Source organism: Thermococcus sp. PK, assembly GCF_000430485.1.
GTDB classification, from domain to species: Archaea; Methanobacteriota_B; Thermococci; order Thermococcales; family Thermococcaceae; genus Thermococcus_A; species Thermococcus_A bergensis.
The window spans coordinates 259,538-277,422 of the sequence record NZ_KE387150.1; the positions used below are offsets into that span (position 1 = coordinate 259,538).

General features: G+C 43.2%; 21 protein-coding genes, 1 tRNA gene and 1 pseudogene. 15 read left to right on the plus strand and 8 right to left on the minus strand.

From position 1 onward, the window contains the following. The first annotated feature begins 282 nt into the window (after positions 1-282). The 8 genes and pseudogenes from THEPK_RS09495 (at position 283) to THEPK_RS09525 (ending at position 5,991) form a co-directional block, all read left to right on the plus strand. A complete protein-coding gene (locus THEPK_RS09495; RefSeq protein WP_232194576.1) occupies positions 283-1,161 on the plus strand; it encodes a hypothetical protein in 879 nt (292 codons plus the stop codon). A 3-nt stretch (positions 1,162-1,164) separates the two neighbouring features. After that, on the plus strand, positions 1,165-1,977 hold the full coding sequence (locus THEPK_RS09500; protein WP_042701271.1) for an MBL fold metallo-hydrolase: 813 nt from the start codon (positions 1,165-1,167) through the stop codon (positions 1,975-1,977). Positions 1,978-2,019: 42 nt separating this feature from the next. Then, positions 2,020-2,757 carry a class I SAM-dependent methyltransferase gene (locus THEPK_RS09505; RefSeq protein WP_042701273.1) on the plus strand — a complete coding sequence of 246 codons (738 nt, stop codon included), beginning with the start codon at positions 2,020-2,022 and terminating at the stop codon, positions 2,755-2,757. An 18-nt stretch (positions 2,758-2,775) separates the two neighbouring features. Beyond that, positions 2,776-2,898, plus strand: a pseudogene (locus THEPK_RS12720) (SDR family oxidoreductase); the annotation flags it as partial. A gap of 174 nt (positions 2,899-3,072) precedes the next feature. After that, a complete protein-coding gene (gene scpB / locus THEPK_RS09510) occupies positions 3,073-3,645 on the plus strand; it encodes an SMC-Scp complex subunit ScpB (protein ID WP_042701275.1) in 573 nt (190 codons plus the stop codon). A gap of 117 nt (positions 3,646-3,762) precedes the next feature. Continuing rightward, positions 3,763-4,824, plus strand: a complete 1,062-nt coding sequence (locus THEPK_RS09515; protein ID WP_042701277.1) for an OB-fold nucleic acid binding domain-containing protein — start codon at positions 3,763-3,765, stop codon at positions 4,822-4,824. A 1-nt stretch (position 4,825) separates the two neighbouring features. Further along, complete coding sequence (locus THEPK_RS09520) at positions 4,826-5,191, plus strand: replication protein RepA (protein WP_042701279.1); 366 nt, start codon at positions 4,826-4,828, stop codon at positions 5,189-5,191. Further along, positions 5,188-5,991 carry an OB-fold nucleic acid binding domain-containing protein gene (locus THEPK_RS09525; RefSeq protein WP_042701280.1) on the plus strand — a complete coding sequence of 268 codons (804 nt, stop codon included), beginning with the start codon at positions 5,188-5,190 and terminating at the stop codon, positions 5,989-5,991. Before THEPK_RS09520 ends, THEPK_RS09525 begins: the two co-directional genes overlap by 4 nt. A gap of 35 nt (positions 5,992-6,026) precedes the next feature. On the opposite strand, the gene THEPK_RS09530 is transcribed toward THEPK_RS09525, so the two are convergent. From THEPK_RS09530 to THEPK_RS09540, 3 genes are read right to left on the minus strand one after another with little or no spacing between them, the layout of a single operon-like run. Continuing rightward, positions 6,027-6,407, minus strand: coding sequence for a hypothetical protein (locus THEPK_RS09530; protein ID WP_042701281.1), 381 nt, complete (start codon positions 6,405-6,407; stop codon positions 6,027-6,029). A 4-nt stretch (positions 6,408-6,411) separates the two neighbouring features. Then, positions 6,412-7,251: a geranylgeranylglycerol-phosphate geranylgeranyltransferase gene (locus tag THEPK_RS09535; protein ID WP_042701282.1), complete on the minus strand. Its 840-nt coding sequence runs from the start codon at positions 7,249-7,251 to the stop codon at positions 6,412-6,414. Between the two features lie 47 nt (positions 7,252-7,298). Next, positions 7,299-8,372 (minus strand): Clp1/GlmU family protein, encoded by a 1,074-nt coding sequence (locus tag THEPK_RS09540; RefSeq protein WP_042701284.1) that lies wholly within the window; start codon positions 8,370-8,372, stop codon positions 7,299-7,301. 153 nt (positions 8,373-8,525) lie between these two features. On the opposite strand from THEPK_RS09540, the gene THEPK_RS09545 reads away from it, so the two are divergent. Continuing rightward, positions 8,526-8,990 carry an Lrp/AsnC family transcriptional regulator gene (locus tag THEPK_RS09545; RefSeq protein WP_042701286.1) on the plus strand — a complete coding sequence of 155 codons (465 nt, stop codon included), beginning with the start codon at positions 8,526-8,528 and terminating at the stop codon, positions 8,988-8,990. Here THEPK_RS09545 and engB read toward each other — a convergent pair. Continuing rightward, on the minus strand, positions 8,962-9,534 hold the full coding sequence (gene engB / locus THEPK_RS09550; RefSeq protein WP_042701287.1) for a GTP-binding protein EngB: 573 nt from the start codon (positions 9,532-9,534) through the stop codon (positions 8,962-8,964). The genes THEPK_RS09545 and engB overlap by 29 nt on opposite strands. A gap of 70 nt (positions 9,535-9,604) precedes the next feature. Here engB and THEPK_RS09555 point away from each other — a divergent pair, with 70 nt between their 5' ends. Next, the gene (locus THEPK_RS09555) at positions 9,605-10,261 is read left to right on the plus strand and encodes a hypothetical protein (protein ID WP_042701289.1); all 657 of its coding nucleotides are present in this window, start codon (positions 9,605-9,607) and stop codon (positions 10,259-10,261) included. On the opposite strand, the gene THEPK_RS09560 is transcribed toward THEPK_RS09555, so the two are convergent. Next, the gene (locus THEPK_RS09560; RefSeq protein WP_042701291.1) at positions 10,258-10,428 is read right to left on the minus strand and encodes a preprotein translocase subunit Sec61beta; all 171 of its coding nucleotides are present in this window, start codon (positions 10,426-10,428) and stop codon (positions 10,258-10,260) included. The two genes, THEPK_RS09555 and THEPK_RS09560, sit on opposite strands and share 4 nt — an antisense overlap. 146 nt (positions 10,429-10,574) lie before the next feature. Here THEPK_RS09560 and THEPK_RS09565 point away from each other — a divergent pair, with 146 nt between their 5' ends. From THEPK_RS09565 to THEPK_RS09585, 5 genes are all read left to right on the plus strand, one after another. Beyond that, positions 10,575-10,955 (plus strand): 30S ribosomal protein S6e, encoded by a 381-nt coding sequence (locus THEPK_RS09565; RefSeq protein ID WP_042701293.1) that lies wholly within the window; start codon positions 10,575-10,577, stop codon positions 10,953-10,955. Positions 10,956-11,062: 107 nt separating this feature from the next. Further along, the gene (gene eif2g / locus THEPK_RS09570; RefSeq protein WP_042701295.1) at positions 11,063-12,295 is read left to right on the plus strand and encodes a translation initiation factor IF-2 subunit gamma; all 1,233 of its coding nucleotides are present in this window, start codon (positions 11,063-11,065) and stop codon (positions 12,293-12,295) included. Positions 12,296-12,321: 26 nt separating this feature from the next. Continuing rightward, on the plus strand, positions 12,322-12,729 hold the full coding sequence (locus tag THEPK_RS09575; RefSeq protein WP_042701297.1) for a PIN domain-containing protein: 408 nt from the start codon (positions 12,322-12,324) through the stop codon (positions 12,727-12,729). A 52-nt stretch (positions 12,730-12,781) separates the two neighbouring features. Next, a complete protein-coding gene (smc, locus tag THEPK_RS09580; RefSeq protein WP_042701299.1) occupies positions 12,782-16,312 on the plus strand; it encodes a chromosome segregation protein SMC in 3,531 nt (1,176 codons plus the stop codon). A 10-nt stretch (positions 16,313-16,322) separates the two neighbouring features. Continuing rightward, the gene (locus THEPK_RS09585; protein ID WP_042701300.1) at positions 16,323-16,973 is read left to right on the plus strand and encodes a segregation and condensation protein A; all 651 of its coding nucleotides are present in this window, start codon (positions 16,323-16,325) and stop codon (positions 16,971-16,973) included. On the opposite strand, the gene THEPK_RS09590 is transcribed toward THEPK_RS09585, so the two are convergent. The 3 genes from THEPK_RS09590 to THEPK_RS09600 all read right to left on the minus strand — a co-directional run. After that, complete coding sequence (locus tag THEPK_RS09590) at positions 16,970-17,395, minus strand: hypothetical protein (protein WP_042701302.1); 426 nt, start codon at positions 17,393-17,395, stop codon at positions 16,970-16,972. The genes THEPK_RS09585 and THEPK_RS09590 overlap by 4 nt on opposite strands. A 22-nt stretch (positions 17,396-17,417) precedes the next feature. Then, positions 17,418-17,525, minus strand: a tRNA-Met gene (locus THEPK_RS09595). 65 nt (positions 17,526-17,590) lie between these two features. Next, positions 17,591-17,885 (minus strand): hypothetical protein (locus tag THEPK_RS09600; protein ID WP_042701304.1); only part of this gene is annotated, 295 nt, incomplete at its 5' end.

Here is a 17,885-nt window from a genome sequence, read left to right on the forward strand (position 1 = left end):
TGTTGAAGTCTACGGGCTGGTGGTCGAAGAAGAGTTGCCTCCGGAGGAAATTGACCTCGTTCCAGACTTTTGCTCCAGTATTGGCTAACTCGAAGAGGCTTTTCTCCTGCTCTTTTGAGGGTTGGAGTTTGAGCGTTACGGTTCTTTTCATTGCTTCTCGTTATTAATTCACACGTTTTTGGTTTAAAAACATTCTTTTGCTTTCCTGCTCTCTGGCCGGTTTCTCGATTACTGCATCCCCGCCCTGAAGGGCGAGGCTTTCAAAAGAAAAAGGTAAAGATTTTGGAGTATGATGAGAGAGAAATACACTATGACCCGGTTTATCACGGCAGAACACTAAAGGTTGTTGGCATCGATGACGACCCCACGAGAGTTATAGATTACATCGGAGACCAATTTCTCGAAAAAGAATACGGGCTGATTTTCTTTGATACAAGGGGGAAGTATCCTAAGGAAAAATTCGATACCATTATAGAAATAGAAGACGATAAGCCTACAGGCCTTGACCCCATAAAAATGGTTAAAAAAGGTCTCTTGAAAGACTTTTATACTGCTGCAACAATAATTCAGACCATATACGGATTGGATCGTTCTCTAACTGATAAGCTCTATGCCGATATCCTAAGGGGCAAAGTTAACAGTGTTGCAGATGCAGCCAAGTCAAAGGAGCAGTACGGGGAGGTCATAAGAGAAGTCTACACTGCCCTCGATGAGACCTTTTTTGAGGGAGAAGTTCCCAAGCTCGGCAAGAGCATTTTGGTTGACTTTGGAAAAACCTACAGCATAAGCATTGTGGGAATGGCTTTTCTAATTCTCGCAGCAGCAATCAGAGATAGAAGGAACACATTAATTGGAATCGATGACGCGGCGGTTCTTTTCTACACAACTCCCGGAAGTGCAGCCATTCCCCTATTGACACAACCTATGAGAGGGCGAGTGACACTTTTAGGATCTAGATATGCCGTGGAAAATATCCTTAACGTTCCAGGCCCAACTTTAGTCCTGTATAACGACCCAGATATACAAAGCATGATTTACGAAGCAAATGGAGTTCCACAGGGTGACATGAGAAAGCATGTCCTTAAAGGGGAGGGGGCCTTTATCTGGAGAACAACCCAAACGCTGGAAGTGGAGTTTGGTAAACTCCCGTTTGAGGGATAGATAATGATAATTACCGTGCTCTTCGAAAACCACGCCGGATTTAAAAAGGGTCTGCTGGGTGCGCATGGGTTTTCAGTTTTAGTTCAGCACAATGGAAAGAAAATCCTGGTAGATACCGGAAGCGATGGAAGAGTCTTGCTCCACAATATGGAAGCACTCAATGTATCGCCGGAAGAAGTCGAGGCACTCTTTCTTACTCACGGCCATTACGACCACACTGGAGGATTGAAAGAGTTTCTAGACGCAAGAAAGAGCTCTATAGATGTTTATGCTCATCCTGATATATTTTTGAGAAGGGTTGCACTAAAACCCCGGCGCAGGGAGATTGGGATCCCGTTTTCACAGGAATATCTTGAACGACTTGGAGCGAATTTCATTTTAAGGGAGGAATCCACTAAGATTTTTGAGGGGATGTACACAAGTGGCGAGATAGAGAGAACAACCTGGGATAGGGCTGTAGGGTATCTCGTGAAAGGAAAAAAGCTGGTTAAGGACCCTATAAGGGATGATATGGCTTTAATATTGGATATTGGTTCCTCGATGGTTATCGTAACCGGGTGTGGGCATAGCGGGATTTTAAACATAGCAATGCATGCAAAAAGCACTTTTTACAAACCTATTTTCGCTTTGGTGGGTGGTTTGCACCTGAGAGGCGCTAAAAGACATATTCTCGAGGATGTAGTAAAGGGCTTTAAAGATTTTGGAATAAAGAAGCTCTATCCCGGACACTGTACGGGTATAGATGAGTACGCCTATCTCAAAGCTGAGATTGGAAGCGTAGAGGCGCTTCACGTTGGGAAGGTTATGAAAATGTAAAACTAATTTTAATTCCTAACCAAGCTTACATTGGTGTTAAACGTGAATCCCTATCACGAAGCAAACAGAAGAAGATGGGAAGCCGTAGCTGAAGAATGGCAAAAGAGGATTGAAAATCTATGGAGAAAAGCATATGAAGATCCAAGAACGGTTTTCAACGAGATAGAACTCAAATACCTTGGCGATGTTAGAGGAAAAAGCGTGGCAGTTCTCGGGAGCGGGGACAATTTAGCGGTTTTTGCGTTTGCGGGTATGGGAGCAAAGGTGACTTCTGTGGACATCTCACAAAATCAGCTTGAAATCGCCGCTGAGAGGGCAAAGGAACTCAACGCCACCATTGAATTTGTGAGAGCTGACGTAACAAAGCTACCCCTGAAGGATGGAAGCTTTGATATAGTTTACACAGGGGGTCATGTTGCGGTATGGGTAAGCGACTTAAAAGCCTATTACAGAGAAGCCTGCAGAATACTAAGGCCCGGAGGTCTTTTTCTCGTTAACGAGTATCACCCCTTCAGAAGGGTATGGGCGGAGAAGAATCATTTTGAGCTTGAGTTCAACTACTTTGATAGGGGGCCGCATATTTACGATGTCGAGACTCCAGAAGGAAAGCTCCCCGGATACGAGTTTCACTGGACAGTTGAGGATTATGTAATGGCTCTCATCGAAGGAGGATGTGAGTTAGTTGCCCTTCATGAGTTCGGGGATGAGAAAGAATGGTGGGAGGTTGCCAACCTCCAGGGGCTTCCGAGGTGCTTGATCCTTGTAGGGAAAAGGATTTAGGGAAAAAGAGACCTCTCCGGAAGGCTTGGTGAGCCAGAAGAAATAGGTTACCTCGTTGCGTTTTTAGCCAGTGAGTATGGAAGCTACATAAACGGGGCAATGATATCCGTAGACGGAGGAAGGCTTAACTCGGTGTTTTGAGTTTTTCTTTCCAGACCTTTTTATGTGAAGCGGGAATCATACTTTTTGAGTTCTTTAGATAGTTTTTTGTGATTATGTATGTTTGGGGACAAAATGGTTCTTCTGCGAAAGCAATATAAGAGGCGAGAAGTAATATTACACCAACATGGTAAATCATATCTTTAGGTGATGATCATGGGACTAATAGAGGATAAAGCCCTTGTGGAAGCTGCACTGTTTGTTGCAGGACGCCCTTTGAGTCTTAAAGAGTTATCCAAGGCTCTTGGGATTAAGTCTCTAGACTATCTTGAAAAACTCATTGAGCTTATAGCGGCTGAATATGCTGAGAGGAAAAGCGCTATAGAAGTTGTAAGGGTTCTCGGCGATAAGTACGTGATGCAGGTTAAACAAGAATACTCTCAGAGAGTTATTCACCTTATGCCAAGGCCCGACCTGAGAACAGGAGAACTCAAAACCCTCGCTTTAATAGCATATCTACAGCCAATAGAGCAGAGTAAACTGGTGAAGCTTAGAGGAAGTCAGGCTTATGAGCACATAAAACGTCTGCTGGAAATGGGCCTTATTTATGCAGAGCCATATGAGAAGACAAAAATCCTTGGAACAACCCAGAAATTTGCAGAGCTCTACGGATTCCCAGAAAACGACCCCTTGATAATAAAGGAAGCCTTCAAAAAGGTTGTCCATGCCGAATATTCCGACTTAATAGCAAAAATAGAAAAGCAACAAGAAGAGAAAAACGTGGAGTAGTAATTTCTTATACCTCTCGTTTTTCTTTTTCTGCACTATGAAGAAATTTTAAGGGTGTATTGGGGGTTCAAAAACTTTAAATACCCGTTCTGCGAATTACTATTCAGGTGAGTGTATATGACGGTTATAACGAAAGAGGAAATTGTTGATAGGATAAGGAGAAAAACAGGCATGAGCCTGGAGGAAATAGAACGTAAAATCAGAGAGATAGCCCAGGCTAATGAAATCTCCGAACATGCGGCCGCACTTCTTTTGGCAGAGCAGCTTGGGGTAGAGACTGAGGAAGAAGAGCCTGCTCTGATCCATATTGCCGATTTAGTTCCGGGGATGAGAAACATAAACGTTGTTGGTAGAGTTCTTCGCAAGTACCCTGTTAGAGAATACACCAAAAAGGACGGCTCAGTTGGAAGAGTTGCGGGTCTTTTAATTTATGACAATACCGGAAGGGCAAGGGTTGTTTTGTGGGACTCAGAAGTTGCAAAGTATTATAACGAGATTCAACCCGGCACAGTGATCAAGATTATAAATGCAGATGTGAGGGAAAGCCTGAGAGGTCTTCCGGAGATTCATGTTAACTTCAGGAGCAGAGTTATAATAAATCCCGAAGATCCAAGGGTTAAGGAAATCCCACCAATTGAGGAAGTTAGGAGCTACAACTACACGAGAAAAAGCATAGGCGACTTAATGGGTGGAGAAAAGTTCGTCGAAGTTAGGGGTACAATAGCGAAGCTTTACAGAGTTATAGCCTACGATGCATGTCCTCAGTGCAGGAGAAAAGTTGACTATGACCCCGCAACGGACACGTGGATATGTATAGAGCACGGTGAGGTTAAGCCAATCAAAGCGACAATACTGGACTTTGGTATCGATGACTCAACGGGCTACATAAGGGTTACCCTATTTGGAGATGATGTCGTGGAGATCCTCGGAGTTGAGCCGGAAGAAATTAGCGAGAAGCTTAAAGAGCTTGTAAATACTGGATTAACTATGAGAGAAGCTGGAAGAAAGCTTGCAGAGGAAGAGTTCTACCATGTTCTTGGAAAGGAGATAATCGTTAGAGGAAACGTCGTTGAGGACAGGTTCTTGGGACTTATATTGAAAGCTTCTTCATGGGATGACGTTGATTATGAAAAGGAAATTGAAAGAGTGAGGAGAGAGCTCTTGGAGGAGGTAGAGTGAGATGGAAGAGATTCCTCAAGTTAGAAGAAAGCCTGCGGTTGAGAAAAAAATTGCCGAGATAACTCCAGAAGATGTAAGGGTGTCATTAGTTGGTAAGGTTGTCAAAGTCGACAAAATAGACTACATCTTTTGGCTTGACGATGGGACTGGGGTAATTGCGATTGAATGTGAGGAAAACATCCTGCCAAAAATTGGGCAACCGGTAAGGGTGATTGGCAGAGTCATTAGAAATGAGAAGATACACATCTATGGAGAGGTAGTTCAGGATTTCAGCAATGTAAATCTGGAGTATCTTGAGGAGATTCAAGAACTGGAAAAGAAACTCTTGCCCAAACTTGAAAACGCTCTTGTGTGGTGGTTAGAATGAAAAAGAGATTGCCCTCAACAAGGGTCTACATAAAGGACGTCTTAGAGGGATTTTACGTCAAGGGTGAGGGGGATTTTGAGCCAAATTACCTTATCACAAAGGACGCAAGAAAGGTGTATAGGGTAAAGATAGTGGGGACAGTGGTTAGAGACCCCATAATTGCAGAGGATGAAACTTATGGAAAATTCCAGATAGACGATGGGACTGGAGTAATCTGGGTTCTAGGGTTTAGAGACGACACAAGGTTTGTTCGCTTGGTAAAGAGAGGGGACATGGTTCAGCTGATTGGAAAGGTGGCTGAGTGGAGAGATGACAAGCAAATCCTCGTTGAGGGAGTCAGCAAAGTTGACCCCAACATGTGGATACTGCACAGGTACGAGACACTTAAAGACAAAGTTGAGCATATTAAAAAGGCTAAAATCGCTTTTGAGATATACAACACCTACGGAATCACCGCGAAGGCCAAGGTTATCGCAAAGAACAAGGGAATAAGTGAAGATTTACTAAGCACAATAGATGAGCTCTATAGCATAATAATGGAGCAAAAAGCTGAAGAGGCTGCTTTTGAGGAGGAATTGTTTGAGGAAGAGGAAAAAGAGGTCAGTGAAGAACTTGAAGGGGTAAAGAAGGCCGTACTGGAGATACTCAAATCAAAGGGCACTGCGGTCTCATTGAAGTTCATCCAGAGAAAACTTCAAGACAAATACGACCCGGAGACAGTCGAAGAAGCAATTAGGGCTCTCCTTGCGGAAGGAGAGATTTTTGAACCAGAGGTCGGTTATTACCAGATACTCGAATAGCTCTGTTCTTTATAATTTTTTTGAAAAAAAGAAAATCAATACTGCTCTCTCATTGTCCTAATTACAGGATCGTGGATGAGGGTGGAGGTTATGCCGTCTACAAGTCTATAGAACTCGTTTTTGCCTTTCTCTAAATCCATGCTTTCTATCTTTAAAAGCTCGCACTTGTTGCTCAGTATCCACCTTCCGAGCACGATCTTTTCTCTTCCATCTTGCTCGATATCTATTCTTATGACCCCGTAGGGAATGTCTGCAGTCCACCAGTTAGCTTTAAACACAATTTTCCATCCAAGTTCCTCCAAAACATTGACGAGCATTTCCAGAGTCTCTCCCGGACCATAGGGTGTTTTGAATGTGATGACCGTCCACAATTCTTTGTCAGATAATTTGTCTTTAATCTGGTCTTTGAATTCCATACCTTCACACCTCCTTTGTCAATGAGCCTAACAAAAAGCTGAACACCGCCAGGTAAATTGCAATCTTTAACTTTCTTTGAGCTTTCCCAGCAGTAATTGGAGATGGGTCTTTTAAAACTTCGTATGCGGAGAACAAAATTATTCCATCCACGGCTATTATTGGGAGGTATCCAAGGCCGATTCCGGCCTTTACAGGTAAGAACGAGGCGATTACAGTAGCAACACTGAACAGAACCCCAAGTTTTGAGGCCTTTTCAACCCCCCAAACAATGGGGAGAGTTTTGGCTCCATGAGCCATGTCACCCTCAATGTCTTCAACGTCCTTGAATATCTCCCGTGCAACGTTCACTAAAAACGCACAGAGTGCAAGATAACCGGCAAGGCCAATTTTACCAACAGCTATAGCTCCGTAAAGGGGGGTGACTCCCGTAAGGGTCGCTACTATGAGATTCCCAATAAAAGGTGTGGGCTTGAACTTCCAGGCATAGAGGTACATCAGGAGATAAGCCCCGAAGGCAAATAAAAATGCCTGCAGATTAAGCATATATGCTACTAAAAGTCCCAATGCAGCTAAGCATAAACCGTAGACAAGGGCCGCCTTTTTTGAGAGTGCTCCCCTTGGGAGGGGCCTGGTGGGTCGGTTGATTTTATCAATCTCATAGTCAAAGTAGTCGTTGATTATATTGCCCCAGCTGCACCCGAGGAATACCACAAGAAATATCATCAAGCTTTTTTCATAGCCGGGAAAGCTACCTAAAGCCACTGTAGCACCGAGAATTCCAACTAAACCCGCAACAGTACAGTTGGCTGGTCTCAGAATTTCCAAGAATCCTTTGAGCTCCATTAGGCACACCTAATACTAAAAATGAGGAGCGGTTAAAAATCTTTTCCCTAAAGGGCATCTCTGCTTAAAAGCCCAAGTTCCTCCCCATCTTCCCGCACTCTGATTCTTCCAAACCTTATTTCAACGGCATTTTTGAGCTCGTTTTCATCTAAAGGAGTCAGTACATGGGCTTTAAGCTCTTTAAAGTTTATTAGCTTTAGAATTCCAAGCCCCAGGCAAAAACCCTTTTTATCTATGAGACCGACGATGAGATTGCTTAGATTCTCGAAATCAACAGCGTTCATTGAGTTTCTATCAAAATTTCTTGGGAAACTTCCAGCGTCGGCTTTTACAACAAAATACTTCCCTGCAATTTTTCGCCCGTGAAAAACGAGCCACCTAAATAGACTCTCCAGGAGACCTTTTTCCTCTTCACTTATTTCTTTTCCCTGAAACATCATAGTGCCGCTTATGTGGAGTCTTTTAAGGTCTAGGATGTATTCACGGGAGTTTTCAAAGTACCTTTTCCATTTTTCTTTTCTTATTTGCCTTCTTTCCTCCCTTGTATGGAGTTTTGCATTTTCACTAATTGCTAATCTAATAATCCTTGTTCTGTCTTCAAAGGGTCTGAGGATGTCTTCAAGCTCGTCTTTTCTCTGTAAAGCAAGTATCAAATCAGGCCTGACAAGCTCTATTTTCATTCTTTTTAGCTCGACCCCAGATCCATGAACCAGGCCGGTGGTATCTACTATGACGACATCCGCTCCCCTTTTAATTGCCTCATCAGCAAGGAGCTTAACTCCAGTTACCATTTCCCCAAAAAACTGATTCGGTGTTATTGTGCCGACAAAATAATGTTTTATGGGCTTTATCTCTTCCATTGATGTGAAAATGCTATCAGGAAACCCGAGACTTATGAGGGCAGGAGGTAGAATGCCCTTTTGACCAACGTCACTGTCTACAATTGCTACTCTAAATCCCTGAGAGAGAAGTTCATTAGCTAAAAACACTGTGAGGGTCGTTTTTCCGCTATCAACTCCGCCCAATATCATGATTTTGAGAGGCTTTTTCTCTTTTTGTATGATTTTCAGGACTTCACCTCTGTCTTCTGGAACTTCTTGTGTATATTTTGCCTTGTTCATATATTGAAAGTAAAAGGAAACAATTAAAAAGTTAACTCAAAAATTACTGAAAAAGCATGTAGCAGGATTAATTTACAAAGACCAAAAGGTTTATTAAAACTATAAACCACATAGTTTGTGATTGCAAAACAAATGAAATAGGAGGGGATAAAAATGAATACTGATAGCGCACTTACATCAAGACAAGTGGAGTTGCTTAAAAAGCTTTACAAAGAGGGAAAAACCATAGAAGTACACACCGTTGAAAAAACCCAGGATGAACTGGCTGACGAATTGGGAATAACAAGACAGGCTCTAAGCAACCACCTCAAGACCCTTAAGGAGCTTGGATACATAAGAACAGGTAGGGGATTCATAGACCTTACTGACAAAGCATTGGAGTTTCTGGGTGAAAAGAAGGGGGATGTCTTTGTTTTCGTCAGGATTGAACCCACTAAGAGGAAATCCGTTTATGATGCTATCAAAAAGCTCAAAGTTAAGCGCATTTACAGGGTTACCGGTGACATAGACCTTATTGTTGAAGCAGACAAAACCAGACTTGACGAAATACTAGAGGAGATAGCATCCCTTGATGGGGTTAAAGAAACAATCACCCACGTTGTTCTTGAGACTCTCTGATTTTCTCTTCTATTAATTTTCTGAGCTGATCTAAATTTGTCCCGAATTTCGCAGAAATTGGGATAAAGACATCTTTGTAATTTTCCCACGTTCCACTTAGTCCGAACTTCTCTATGAGGCGGTTTATGGTTGCGTTTAGGTTCTTTACTTTGTCCATCTTGTTGACTGCAACTATGGTTGGTATGTTGAGCTCTTGGAGAAACTGGAAGAACTCTACATCGATGGGTATCTCTCCTCTTTTCTCCCACCTTTCAATGATTTCAAGGGCGCTTTTTCCATCTATAACCAACACTGCAAGCTCAATTTTATCGGCATTGTCTTCTATGAAGCGCACTATTTCGGTTTTTACCTTTTCCTGAACATGTTTTGGCACTCCGCTCATAAACCCAAAACCGGGCATGTCGACTACCTTCTTTCCCCGCCACCCTATTTCTACGGGTTTTCTCGTCACGCCCGGCCTCTTGCCCCTCTTAACGTACTTTCCAGTAAGCCTAAATATCAGCGTGCTTTTCCCAACGTTTGATCGTCCGACGAAGATTATCATCTACACTCACCTTCTTATTTCGGAAAGGCTTAAGTAGAGTAACTTCAAAAATCTTTCCTAGGTGAGTCCTATGGAGAACCAGCAGGGGAACCAACTTATTAATAAGTTTGTGGTCTCATTGATCAATGGACAGATATTGGGCTATGTGACTGACATTAACGTGGAGGTAGACCGTGACCAGTTCTATTTTATTCTGAAAATGAAGTCTCTGGAGAACATAAGCAAGAGCGGTGAACTCCAGCCCGGCATGTTCTCTAGTGAAAAGAAGATAAAAATCAAGCCCTCTGACATTGTCACTGTTGGTCCAGACGTCATAATACTTGGAAATGGCCAAGTCCCACCGATAAGGGAGATAGAGAGGCTCCACAACATAGCTTCAGAGTACAACACCTTGGTGAAAGAGCTGGAGCACAAGGAGAAAGTTATTGCAGAACTTAAGGAAGAAAACTCAAAGCTAATGAAACAGATTGAAGAGCTGACGAAAGAGTTGAAGAGGCTTCAGGTTATCAAAGAAGACTTTGAGCACCTAAAGGAACAGCTTATAAAGCAGGAAGGACAGCTTGAGATGGCAAAAGAGTACATAAGGCTCCTGGAAGGATTAAGGCATGATATAGACCAGATAAAGGCAGATGTCGAGACCCTCATCAAGGGATACATCGAGGACGTCATTAGAAAAATAGTGAATGAGGAATTAAATGCAAGAGGATTAAAGAAAACACTACTCTAACCAAATATCTGGTGGCCAAACACGTTAAGCAATATCTCAATAGCCACAAATATCAATACCAGCGCTATTGCCCCTCTGGGGCTTATTTTTATCGCTCTTGTGTCTTCGTCAAAGAACCTCATCAAACCTGCACCGGTTGGGGGTAGAGTTGTTTTTTCCTTTGCCATTCTCTCACCTCTCTTGTTGAGAAGATGAGCATACGCATATAAAAAAGTTTTTGTCAAAGAAACCTTTTTAAATAAAACCACTTAGCCCATGGTGGACAAGGGGTTTACCCAATGAATCCCGCTAATGAACGTGGAGGTGGGAGGAAATGGCAACATTCAAGCTTGTAATATCCGATCCAAAGAGTGGTATCGCAAAGCAAGTTGAAATTACTGGGGCTGAGGCGGAGAAGTTGATTGGCCTTAGAATAGGAGACGAAATAGAGGCTAAGGAGTTGGGGCTTAACTTGAGCGAAGTCTTTGGAAGTGAAATCCCCGCAGATGTTAAGCTCAAAATAACCGGCGGGACTGATAAAGATGGCTTCCCCATGAGGCCAGATGTACACGGCCCAAGAAGGGTTAGGATTCTCCTTTCAAGAGGCCCCGGATTCAGACCCCAAGAAAAGGGAGAAAGAAGGAAGAAAACCGTTAGGGGCAATACAATAAGCCCTGAAATTGTTCAAATAAACCTTAAAATTGTCTATCCATGAAGCCTTTCTTCTCCATTCTTTAATCTTTGGTATAATCGATTAATTTAAAAGTCCTTGTGGTAAGGTTAATAAGGGAGAATAAACCCTTAATTTTGGAGGCGAGGAAAATGGCAAAGAAGAAGTTTAAGCAGGCTGAAGTTAATATTGGTATGGTTGGTCACGTTGATCACGGTAAGACAACACTAACAAGAGCCTTAACCGGAATCTGGACAGATACCCATAGCGAGGAGCTTAGAAGGGGTATCACCATCAAGATAGGTTTTGCCGATGCTGAAATAAGAAAGTGCCCGAGCTGTGGAAAGTATTCTACTTCTCCAAAATGTCCATACTGTGGTGCTGAAACCGAGTTCGAGAGGAGAGTTTCTTTTATAGACGCTCCGGGACACGAGGCTTTGATGACCACAATGCTTGCTGGGGCCTCCTTGATGGATGGTGCGGTTTTGGTTATTGCGGCAAATGAGCCATGTCCAAGACCTCAAACGAGAGAGCACCTAATGGCATTGCAGATAGTAGGAAATAAGAACATAATAATTGCCCAGAACAAGATTGAGCTTGTAACGAAGGAACAGGCTATAGAAAACTATAAGCAGATTAAGGAGTTTGTCAAAGGTACTGTGGCAGAAAACGCTCCCATCATACCAATATCTGCCATTCACGGAGCAAACATAGACGTGCTGATAAAGGCGATTGAGGACTTTATCCCAACACCCGAGAGAGACCCGAACAAGCCGCCAAAAATGCTCGTCTTAAGGAGTTTCGACGTCAATAAGCCGGGAACTCCCCCTGAAAAGCTTGTTGGTGGAGTTATTGGAGGTTCAATTGTCCAAGGAAAGCTCAAAGTCGGAGATGAAATTGAAATAAGGCCTGGAGTTCCATATGAAGAACATGGAAGAATAAAATACGAGCCCATAACCACTGAGATAGTTTCCCTTCAAGCAGGTGGAAGATTTGTAGAAGAGGCATACCCCGGTGGACTTGTGGGAGTTGGGACTAAGCTTGATCCATTCTTGACCAAGGGGGATTTAATGGCCGGTAACGTCGTCGGAAAGCCCGGTAAGCTCCCACCGGTCTGGCAGGACATCAGGTTAGAAGTGCACCTCCTTGAAAGAGTGGTTGGAACTGAAGAAGAACTCAAAGTAGAGCCTATAAAGAGGAAAGAAGTGCTTCTCCTCAACGTGGGAACAGCGAGAACAATGGGCCTTGTGACAGGAATAGGCAAAGACGAGGTTGAGCTCAAGCTCCAGATTCCAATATGTGCAGAGCCCGGAGAGAGAGTTGCAATTAGCAGACAGGTAGGCTCAAGGTGGAGACTTATCGGTTATGGATTCATAAGGGAATGACCCTTTCCCTTTCTTTTGGTGATTTTATGCGGAAGTGGATCGTTATTCCGGACACGAATTTTCTTTTAGTTCCCGGCCAGTTTGGGGTTGACATAGTGAGTGAGCTTCACAGGGTTCTTGATGTGAAGTTTGAGGTTCTTATTCCGAACGTTGTTCTTGACGAGCTCAGTGTAATAGAGCGTAAGGTCAAAGGAAAAGATCTCATAGCTGTTAGAATGGCCAAAAAGCTGGCTGAAAAGTTCAATATTGTAGAGATAGGCAGGTTTGGAGAAAAGCCCATAGACCAGCAGATACTTGAGTTTGCATTGAAGACTCCAAATGTAATAGTATGCACAAATGACAAAGCATTGAAGAGAAAACTCCGCGAAAATGGCATTCCTGTAGTTTATCTGCGGCAGAAAAAGATTCTTGAGCTTGAAGGCATGCTTTCTTGATGCGGAGAAAGATATATAACCATTTTAGTTCAATTCGGCGTAGGTGTTAAATATGCCATATATAGAGAAAATGGAAATGAAAGGATTCAAATCATATGGGAACAAAAAAGTGGTAGTTCCTTTTTCTCGTGGCTTCACAGCGATAGTTGGTGCCAATGGAAGCGGTAAAAGCAATATTGGCGATGCTATTCTCTTTGTTCTCGGTGGTTTGTCAGCGAAGGCAATGCGTGCAACGAGGATAAGTGACCTCATATTTGCAGGCACAAAAGAGGAGGAGCCTGCTAAATATGCTGAGGTTGCGATATACTTCAACAATGAAGACAGAGGATTTCCAATAGACGAGGATGAGGTAGTCGTAAAGCGGCGTGTCTATCCGGACGGAAGAAGCGTTTACTGGCTCAATGGGAAGAGAACCAGCAGGAGCGATATTCTAGATTTGCTGAGCGCTGCAATGATATCGCCTGAGGGTTACAATTTAGTTCTCCAAGGTGACATAACCAAGTTCATTAAAATGAGCCCAACTGAAAGGAGAATGATAATAGACGAGATTTCTGGTGTAGCAGAATACGACGAGAAGAAAAAGAAAGCCTTAGAAGAGCTAAAGCAGGCAGAAGAGAACTTGGCCAGAGTTGATTTGCTTATAAGGGAAGTGAAAACGCAGCTCGACAAGCTCGAAAAAGAACGAAATGATGCTTTGAGGTACCTAGACCTAAAAGAAAAGCTGGAGATAGCCAGAACAACTTTGCTTGTAGGAGAAGTGAGGAGGCTTGAAAATTTAATTGCAGAAAGCCAGAAAAGAGACAAGGAAATTGAAGAGGAAATAAACGAAATCAGCAAAAAGCTGGAAGAGATCGCGAAGGAAATAGTCGAAAAAGAGAGAACCCTCAATCAAATTGAAAGAGAACTTGAAGAGAAAAGTGAGGATGGTATTCTCGAAGTAACACGGAAGATAAGCGACATCACCTCCAAAATAGAGCTGGCAAAGAAAAACATTGAGCTGGCAAACAGGGAGATTGAAGAAAGCCAGAGAAGACTCATGAAAACAAAGGAAGAGCTTAGGGCAGTCTCTGAAGAAATCGAAAAAAGCAAATCTGCAATAGAAAGATGGAAGAAGAGAAAAGAGGTCCTTCTCAAAGAAATACAGGAAAAAGAAAAAGAAAGAAACGAACTAATTCTAAAGCTGGCGGAGATAGATAAGAACTTCTCAATAGCTAAGGAAGAATTCGACAGCGTTGAAAAAGAGCTCGAACAATCGAAGAAGGACTACTATCTCAAAGAAAGTGAAATAGGAAAAATGCACGATGAAATCGAGAGAATCAAGACAAGAAATGCTCAAAATTCCGCAAAAAGACTGGCACTCAAGAGCAAAATTGAAGAAACAAGAGAAGAAATTGAGAAGAAAAAAGCCGAGCTGTCAGAAATAGAGGGGAAGATGGAAAAAACTACCAGCAGGCTAAGAAAGATTGAGAAAGAGCTGGAAGAAAAGCAGCAAAAGCTGGAAAAACTTCTTCCCGAAATTAAAAAATTAAACGAAGATTTGATAAAGGCTGAGGCACAGAGGGAAATCAGCGGCAATAAGACGCTTGAAGCATTGAAGAAAGCGAACATTCCCGGAATTTACGGCTCTCTGGCAGAGCTTATAAAAGTCAGGGATGAGAGCTATCTCACCGCTGTTGAAGTCGCCCTCGGCTCTCATGCTGACAACGTGGTTGTTGAGGATGATAAAGTTGCAGAGAAAGCGATAACTTTCCTCAAGAAAAACAGGCTTGGAAGGCTCACGTTTCTCCCGTTAAACAAAATAAGGCCGCGCAAGCTTGCTGAAACGTCAAAAGGAATTCCGGTCATGGACGTTATTGAATATGACCCAAGGTTTAAAAACGCGGTTTCATTTGCCGTTGGGGATACTTTGATAGTCACCGATATGAACGAAGCCAGAGAGGTTGGAATTGGAAAGGTTAGAATGGTTACTCTTGAGGGAGAGCTCTTAGAGAGAAGTGGAGCAATTGTTGGAGGATACTATAGACCAAAGGCAAAGCTTGGAGTAAATACGGATGAAATAAAGAGACGCCTGGAGGCTCTGGAAAGAGAGAAAGACTCCCTGGAGTCTCAGATAAATGCCCTTAAAATTGAGCAGAAGGGGCTGGAAAGAGACCTGTTTGAGCTGAGGATGAAAAAGAGCGACCTTTCAAAAGATCTCCAAGTTCTCCAAAAGGAGATGGATAGACTGCTCAATGAGGATAATGCCCTAAAAGAGGAAATCGAAGAGGGAGAAAAGAGGATAAAAGAGCTGGAAGAATTGATTCACCAGACAAAGGGCGAGCTTGCAAAGCTCAGTGGAAGAATAGAGAGACTTGAGAAAAAGAGGGAGAAGCTGAGAAAAGCACTCGACAACCCAGAGGCAAGAGAGCTCAACCAGAAGATAAGGGAAGTGGAGCACGAGCTCAGCGCCCTTAGAGAAGAACTTAGCAAGGTTGAGTCAAAGCTTGAGAACCTCGATGTCAGGATCAACGAGGAGCTCATCCCAAGAAAAGCCGCTCTGGAGGAAGAGATCGAAGGGCTGGTAAACAGAATAAACGCCTTCAAGGCCAGCATAAGCAAAAACGAAGAAAACATTGCCAGACTGCAGGAGGAACTTGAGACGCTGCAAGAAGCAGAAGAAGAAGTAAAAGAAGAGCTCAAGCATCTTAGGGATGAAAGAGAGAAACTCAGGGAAGAAATCTCCCAGTTGAGAGAAAAGAAGGAAGAGCTCAGAGATGCATTACAAAAACTTAGAATTGAGGCGAATTCACTCAAGATAAGAATCGCTCAATACGAAGCCCAGCTTCGGGAGAAGAACAGGGAGCTCAAGCACCACGACGTTAGGCTTGTCAAGGAGATTCCTCTCGACTTGGAGAAGCTTAGAGAGGAAATAGATGAAATGGAGGAAGAGATTAGAAAGCTTGAGCCAGTTAACATGAAGGCTATTGAGGACTATGAAGTTGTAGAGAGGCGTTACCTTGAGCTCAGATCAAAGAGAGAGAGGCTTGAGGCGGAAAAAGACAGCATCGTCGAGTTCATAAATGAAATAGAGGCACAGAAAAAGAATGTCTTCATGAGAACGCTCGAAGCAATTGCAAAGAACTTTTCAGAGCTGTTTGCAAAGCTCTCTCCCGGTGGAGAGGCCAGACTAATACTCGAAAATCCAGAGGATCCCTTCAGCGGTGGACTTGACATAGAAGCAAAGCCGGCTGGAAAGGAAGTAAAGAGAATAGAGGCAATGAGCGGTGGAGAAAAGGCACTGACAGCACTGGCTTTTGTCTTTGCAATTCAGCACTTTAAGCCAGCTCCGTTCTATCTCTTCGATGAAATTGACGCCCACCTCGACGATGCAAACGTAAAGAGAGTGGCTGACTTGATAAAGGAGGCCTCTAAGAGCAGTCAGTTCATAGTGATAACTCTCAGAGATGTCATGATGGCAAATGCGGACAAGATTATAGGGGTATCAATGCGCAACGGAATCTCAAGGGTTGTGAGCCTAAGCCTGGAGAAGGCAATGGAGTACCTGGAGAAGGCAAGGGCAAAGAACACAAACGCGGCAATCTAGGTGAAGGAAAATGGAACACAAGAGAGAGGAAGAAATAACTCCCATTGACATTCTCCTCCAGCTCGTAACGATGGGCAAGGTTGACCCCTGGAACATAGACATAGTCGACCTTACAGAGAAGTATATCGAGCGGATCAGGGAGATGCAGGATCTCGACTTAAGGATATCTGCCAGAACAATACTCGCCGCCTCCATCCTCCTTAGGATGAAAACTGAAGCTCTGCTTTACGGTAATGGGGAAGAGGAAGAAGAGGAGGAAGAAGAGAAAATAAGGGTTGAAGTGGAGCCCTATGTTCCTCCTTTGAGAAGGGTGGAGCGCTATTACACTCTAGATGATCTCATAGAAGCCCTTATGGACGCACTGGAAGAAGCGGAAAAGAAAAAACCCAAGAAGAAAAAGAAAGTCGAGATTGAGGAAGAGATATTCGTTGTTGATGACTTCAGAGTGGATATAGAGAAGCACGTTAACAGGCTCTACGAAATAGTCAAGGAGCTCTACGAAGAAACAAAGGAAAAAATACCCTTCTGGGATCTGATATTTGACCCAAGCCCCAAGATAATAGCAAGAACATTCCTTTATTTGCTGTTCTTAGCAAACATGGGGAAGGTCGAGCTTATTCAAGAGGAACCCTTTGGAGAGATATTCATAATTCCTACCTAATCCCTTTCTTTCCTTTTTGCAGGTCTTAGTGTTATAGCAAGTAAAGGTTCTTCTTCTCCCACATAAATAACCTTTTTCTCCCTGTTTATGTAAAAGTAAAAGATGCCATTGGGAATTTCGCTTAAAAACTTCCGTGGTGTTGTTTTCTTCGCAACCTTTTTCTCTCCCCAGAACACGCACTCATAAGCGTCGTCAATATTTTTGACTTCTTCAAATATCTCCGAAACGGAGAGCTTCTTTCCTTCAAGCTTGGAGCACACGAGGGACTTTCTTTTGTCCGTGAATATAAGGATTCTATTGTTAACCTCAATCTTTTCCGCCCCATTAAGGAAATTCAGAAGAGCTGAGTAAATTTTTTCGCATTTTCTGCTTTTTGAAAGGCGTTTAATTATTCTCTCCTTAGCGTGGTTTGTGAGCAGCATAAGAACACCGAGAAAATTTTAATGGTGCCGGGGGCGGGCTTTGAACCCGCGACCTCCCGGTTTCTCAGGCTCCCCCGAAGGGGAGCAGCCCTATGAGCCGGGCGCTCTGACCAGGCTGAGCCACCCCGGCACTTCCGCATATACCTCTTTGTACTTTGTTTTTAAATTTTTCGCCTCCATAGGGCGTGTTTAGTTTCACCCCCTGTTATTTAAACAGTATTTGACTCTGAGGAGGATTTTCAGACCATAACACATTACCCCAAGCAGGATTCGGGTTACAGTAGTCTTTTTCAGAAAACAGGGGATCCTACTGCCAAACCACGTTGTAAACGCACCCCAGAACCCCTCATGAGGATTCCTATGCCTGTACTCTTCTTCAGAAAACACTCTGTCTCTCTTCTTACTACCAAAACCACCTGGAGCGTTCTTAGTTTTCTTAACAATCGGCCGATAACCCTTTTCCACCACAGTGTTCAGAACTTTCTTTGAA

What these genes read in the sequence shown, in the direction of transcription:
- THEPK_RS09500 (WP_042701271.1), top strand. Translation starts at nt 1,165, where the DNA reads ATGATAATTACCGTGCTCTTCGAAAACCACGCCGGATTTAAAAAGGGT.
- scpB (WP_042701275.1), top strand. Translation starts at nt 3,073, where the DNA reads ATGGGACTAATAGAGGATAAAGCCCTTGTGGAAGCTGCACTGTTTGTT.
- THEPK_RS09515 (WP_042701277.1), top strand. Translation starts at nt 3,763, where the DNA reads ATGACGGTTATAACGAAAGAGGAAATTGTTGATAGGATAAGGAGAAAA.
- THEPK_RS09520 (WP_042701279.1), top strand. Translation starts at nt 4,826, where the DNA reads ATGGAAGAGATTCCTCAAGTTAGAAGAAAGCCTGCGGTTGAGAAAAAA.
- THEPK_RS09525 (WP_042701280.1), top strand. Translation starts at nt 5,188, where the DNA reads ATGAAAAAGAGATTGCCCTCAACAAGGGTCTACATAAAGGACGTCTTA.
- THEPK_RS09530 (WP_042701281.1), bottom strand. Translation starts at nt 6,407, where the DNA reads ATGGAATTCAAAGACCAGATTAAAGACAAATTATCTGACAAAGAATTG.
- THEPK_RS09535 (WP_042701282.1), bottom strand. Translation starts at nt 7,251, where the DNA reads ATGGAGCTCAAAGGATTCTTGGAAATTCTGAGACCAGCCAACTGTACT.
- THEPK_RS09540 (WP_042701284.1), bottom strand. Translation starts at nt 8,372, where the DNA reads ATGAACAAGGCAAAATATACACAAGAAGTTCCAGAAGACAGAGGTGAA.
- THEPK_RS09545 (WP_042701286.1), top strand. Translation starts at nt 8,526, where the DNA reads ATGAATACTGATAGCGCACTTACATCAAGACAAGTGGAGTTGCTTAAA.
- engB (WP_042701287.1), bottom strand. Translation starts at nt 9,534, where the DNA reads ATGATAATCTTCGTCGGACGATCAAACGTTGGGAAAAGCACGCTGATA.
- THEPK_RS09555 (WP_042701289.1), top strand. Translation starts at nt 9,605, where the DNA reads ATGGAGAACCAGCAGGGGAACCAACTTATTAATAAGTTTGTGGTCTCA.
- THEPK_RS09560 (WP_042701291.1), bottom strand. Translation starts at nt 10,428, where the DNA reads ATGGCAAAGGAAAAAACAACTCTACCCCCAACCGGTGCAGGTTTGATG.
- THEPK_RS09565 (WP_042701293.1), top strand. Translation starts at nt 10,575, where the DNA reads ATGGCAACATTCAAGCTTGTAATATCCGATCCAAAGAGTGGTATCGCA.
- eif2g (WP_042701295.1), top strand. Translation starts at nt 11,063, where the DNA reads ATGGCAAAGAAGAAGTTTAAGCAGGCTGAAGTTAATATTGGTATGGTT.
- THEPK_RS09575 (WP_042701297.1), top strand. Translation starts at nt 12,322, where the DNA reads ATGCGGAAGTGGATCGTTATTCCGGACACGAATTTTCTTTTAGTTCCC.
- smc (WP_042701299.1), top strand. Translation starts at nt 12,782, where the DNA reads ATGCCATATATAGAGAAAATGGAAATGAAAGGATTCAAATCATATGGG.
- THEPK_RS09585 (WP_042701300.1), top strand. Translation starts at nt 16,323, where the DNA reads ATGGAACACAAGAGAGAGGAAGAAATAACTCCCATTGACATTCTCCTC.
- THEPK_RS09590 (WP_042701302.1), bottom strand. Translation starts at nt 17,395, where the DNA reads ATGCTGCTCACAAACCACGCTAAGGAGAGAATAATTAAACGCCTTTCA.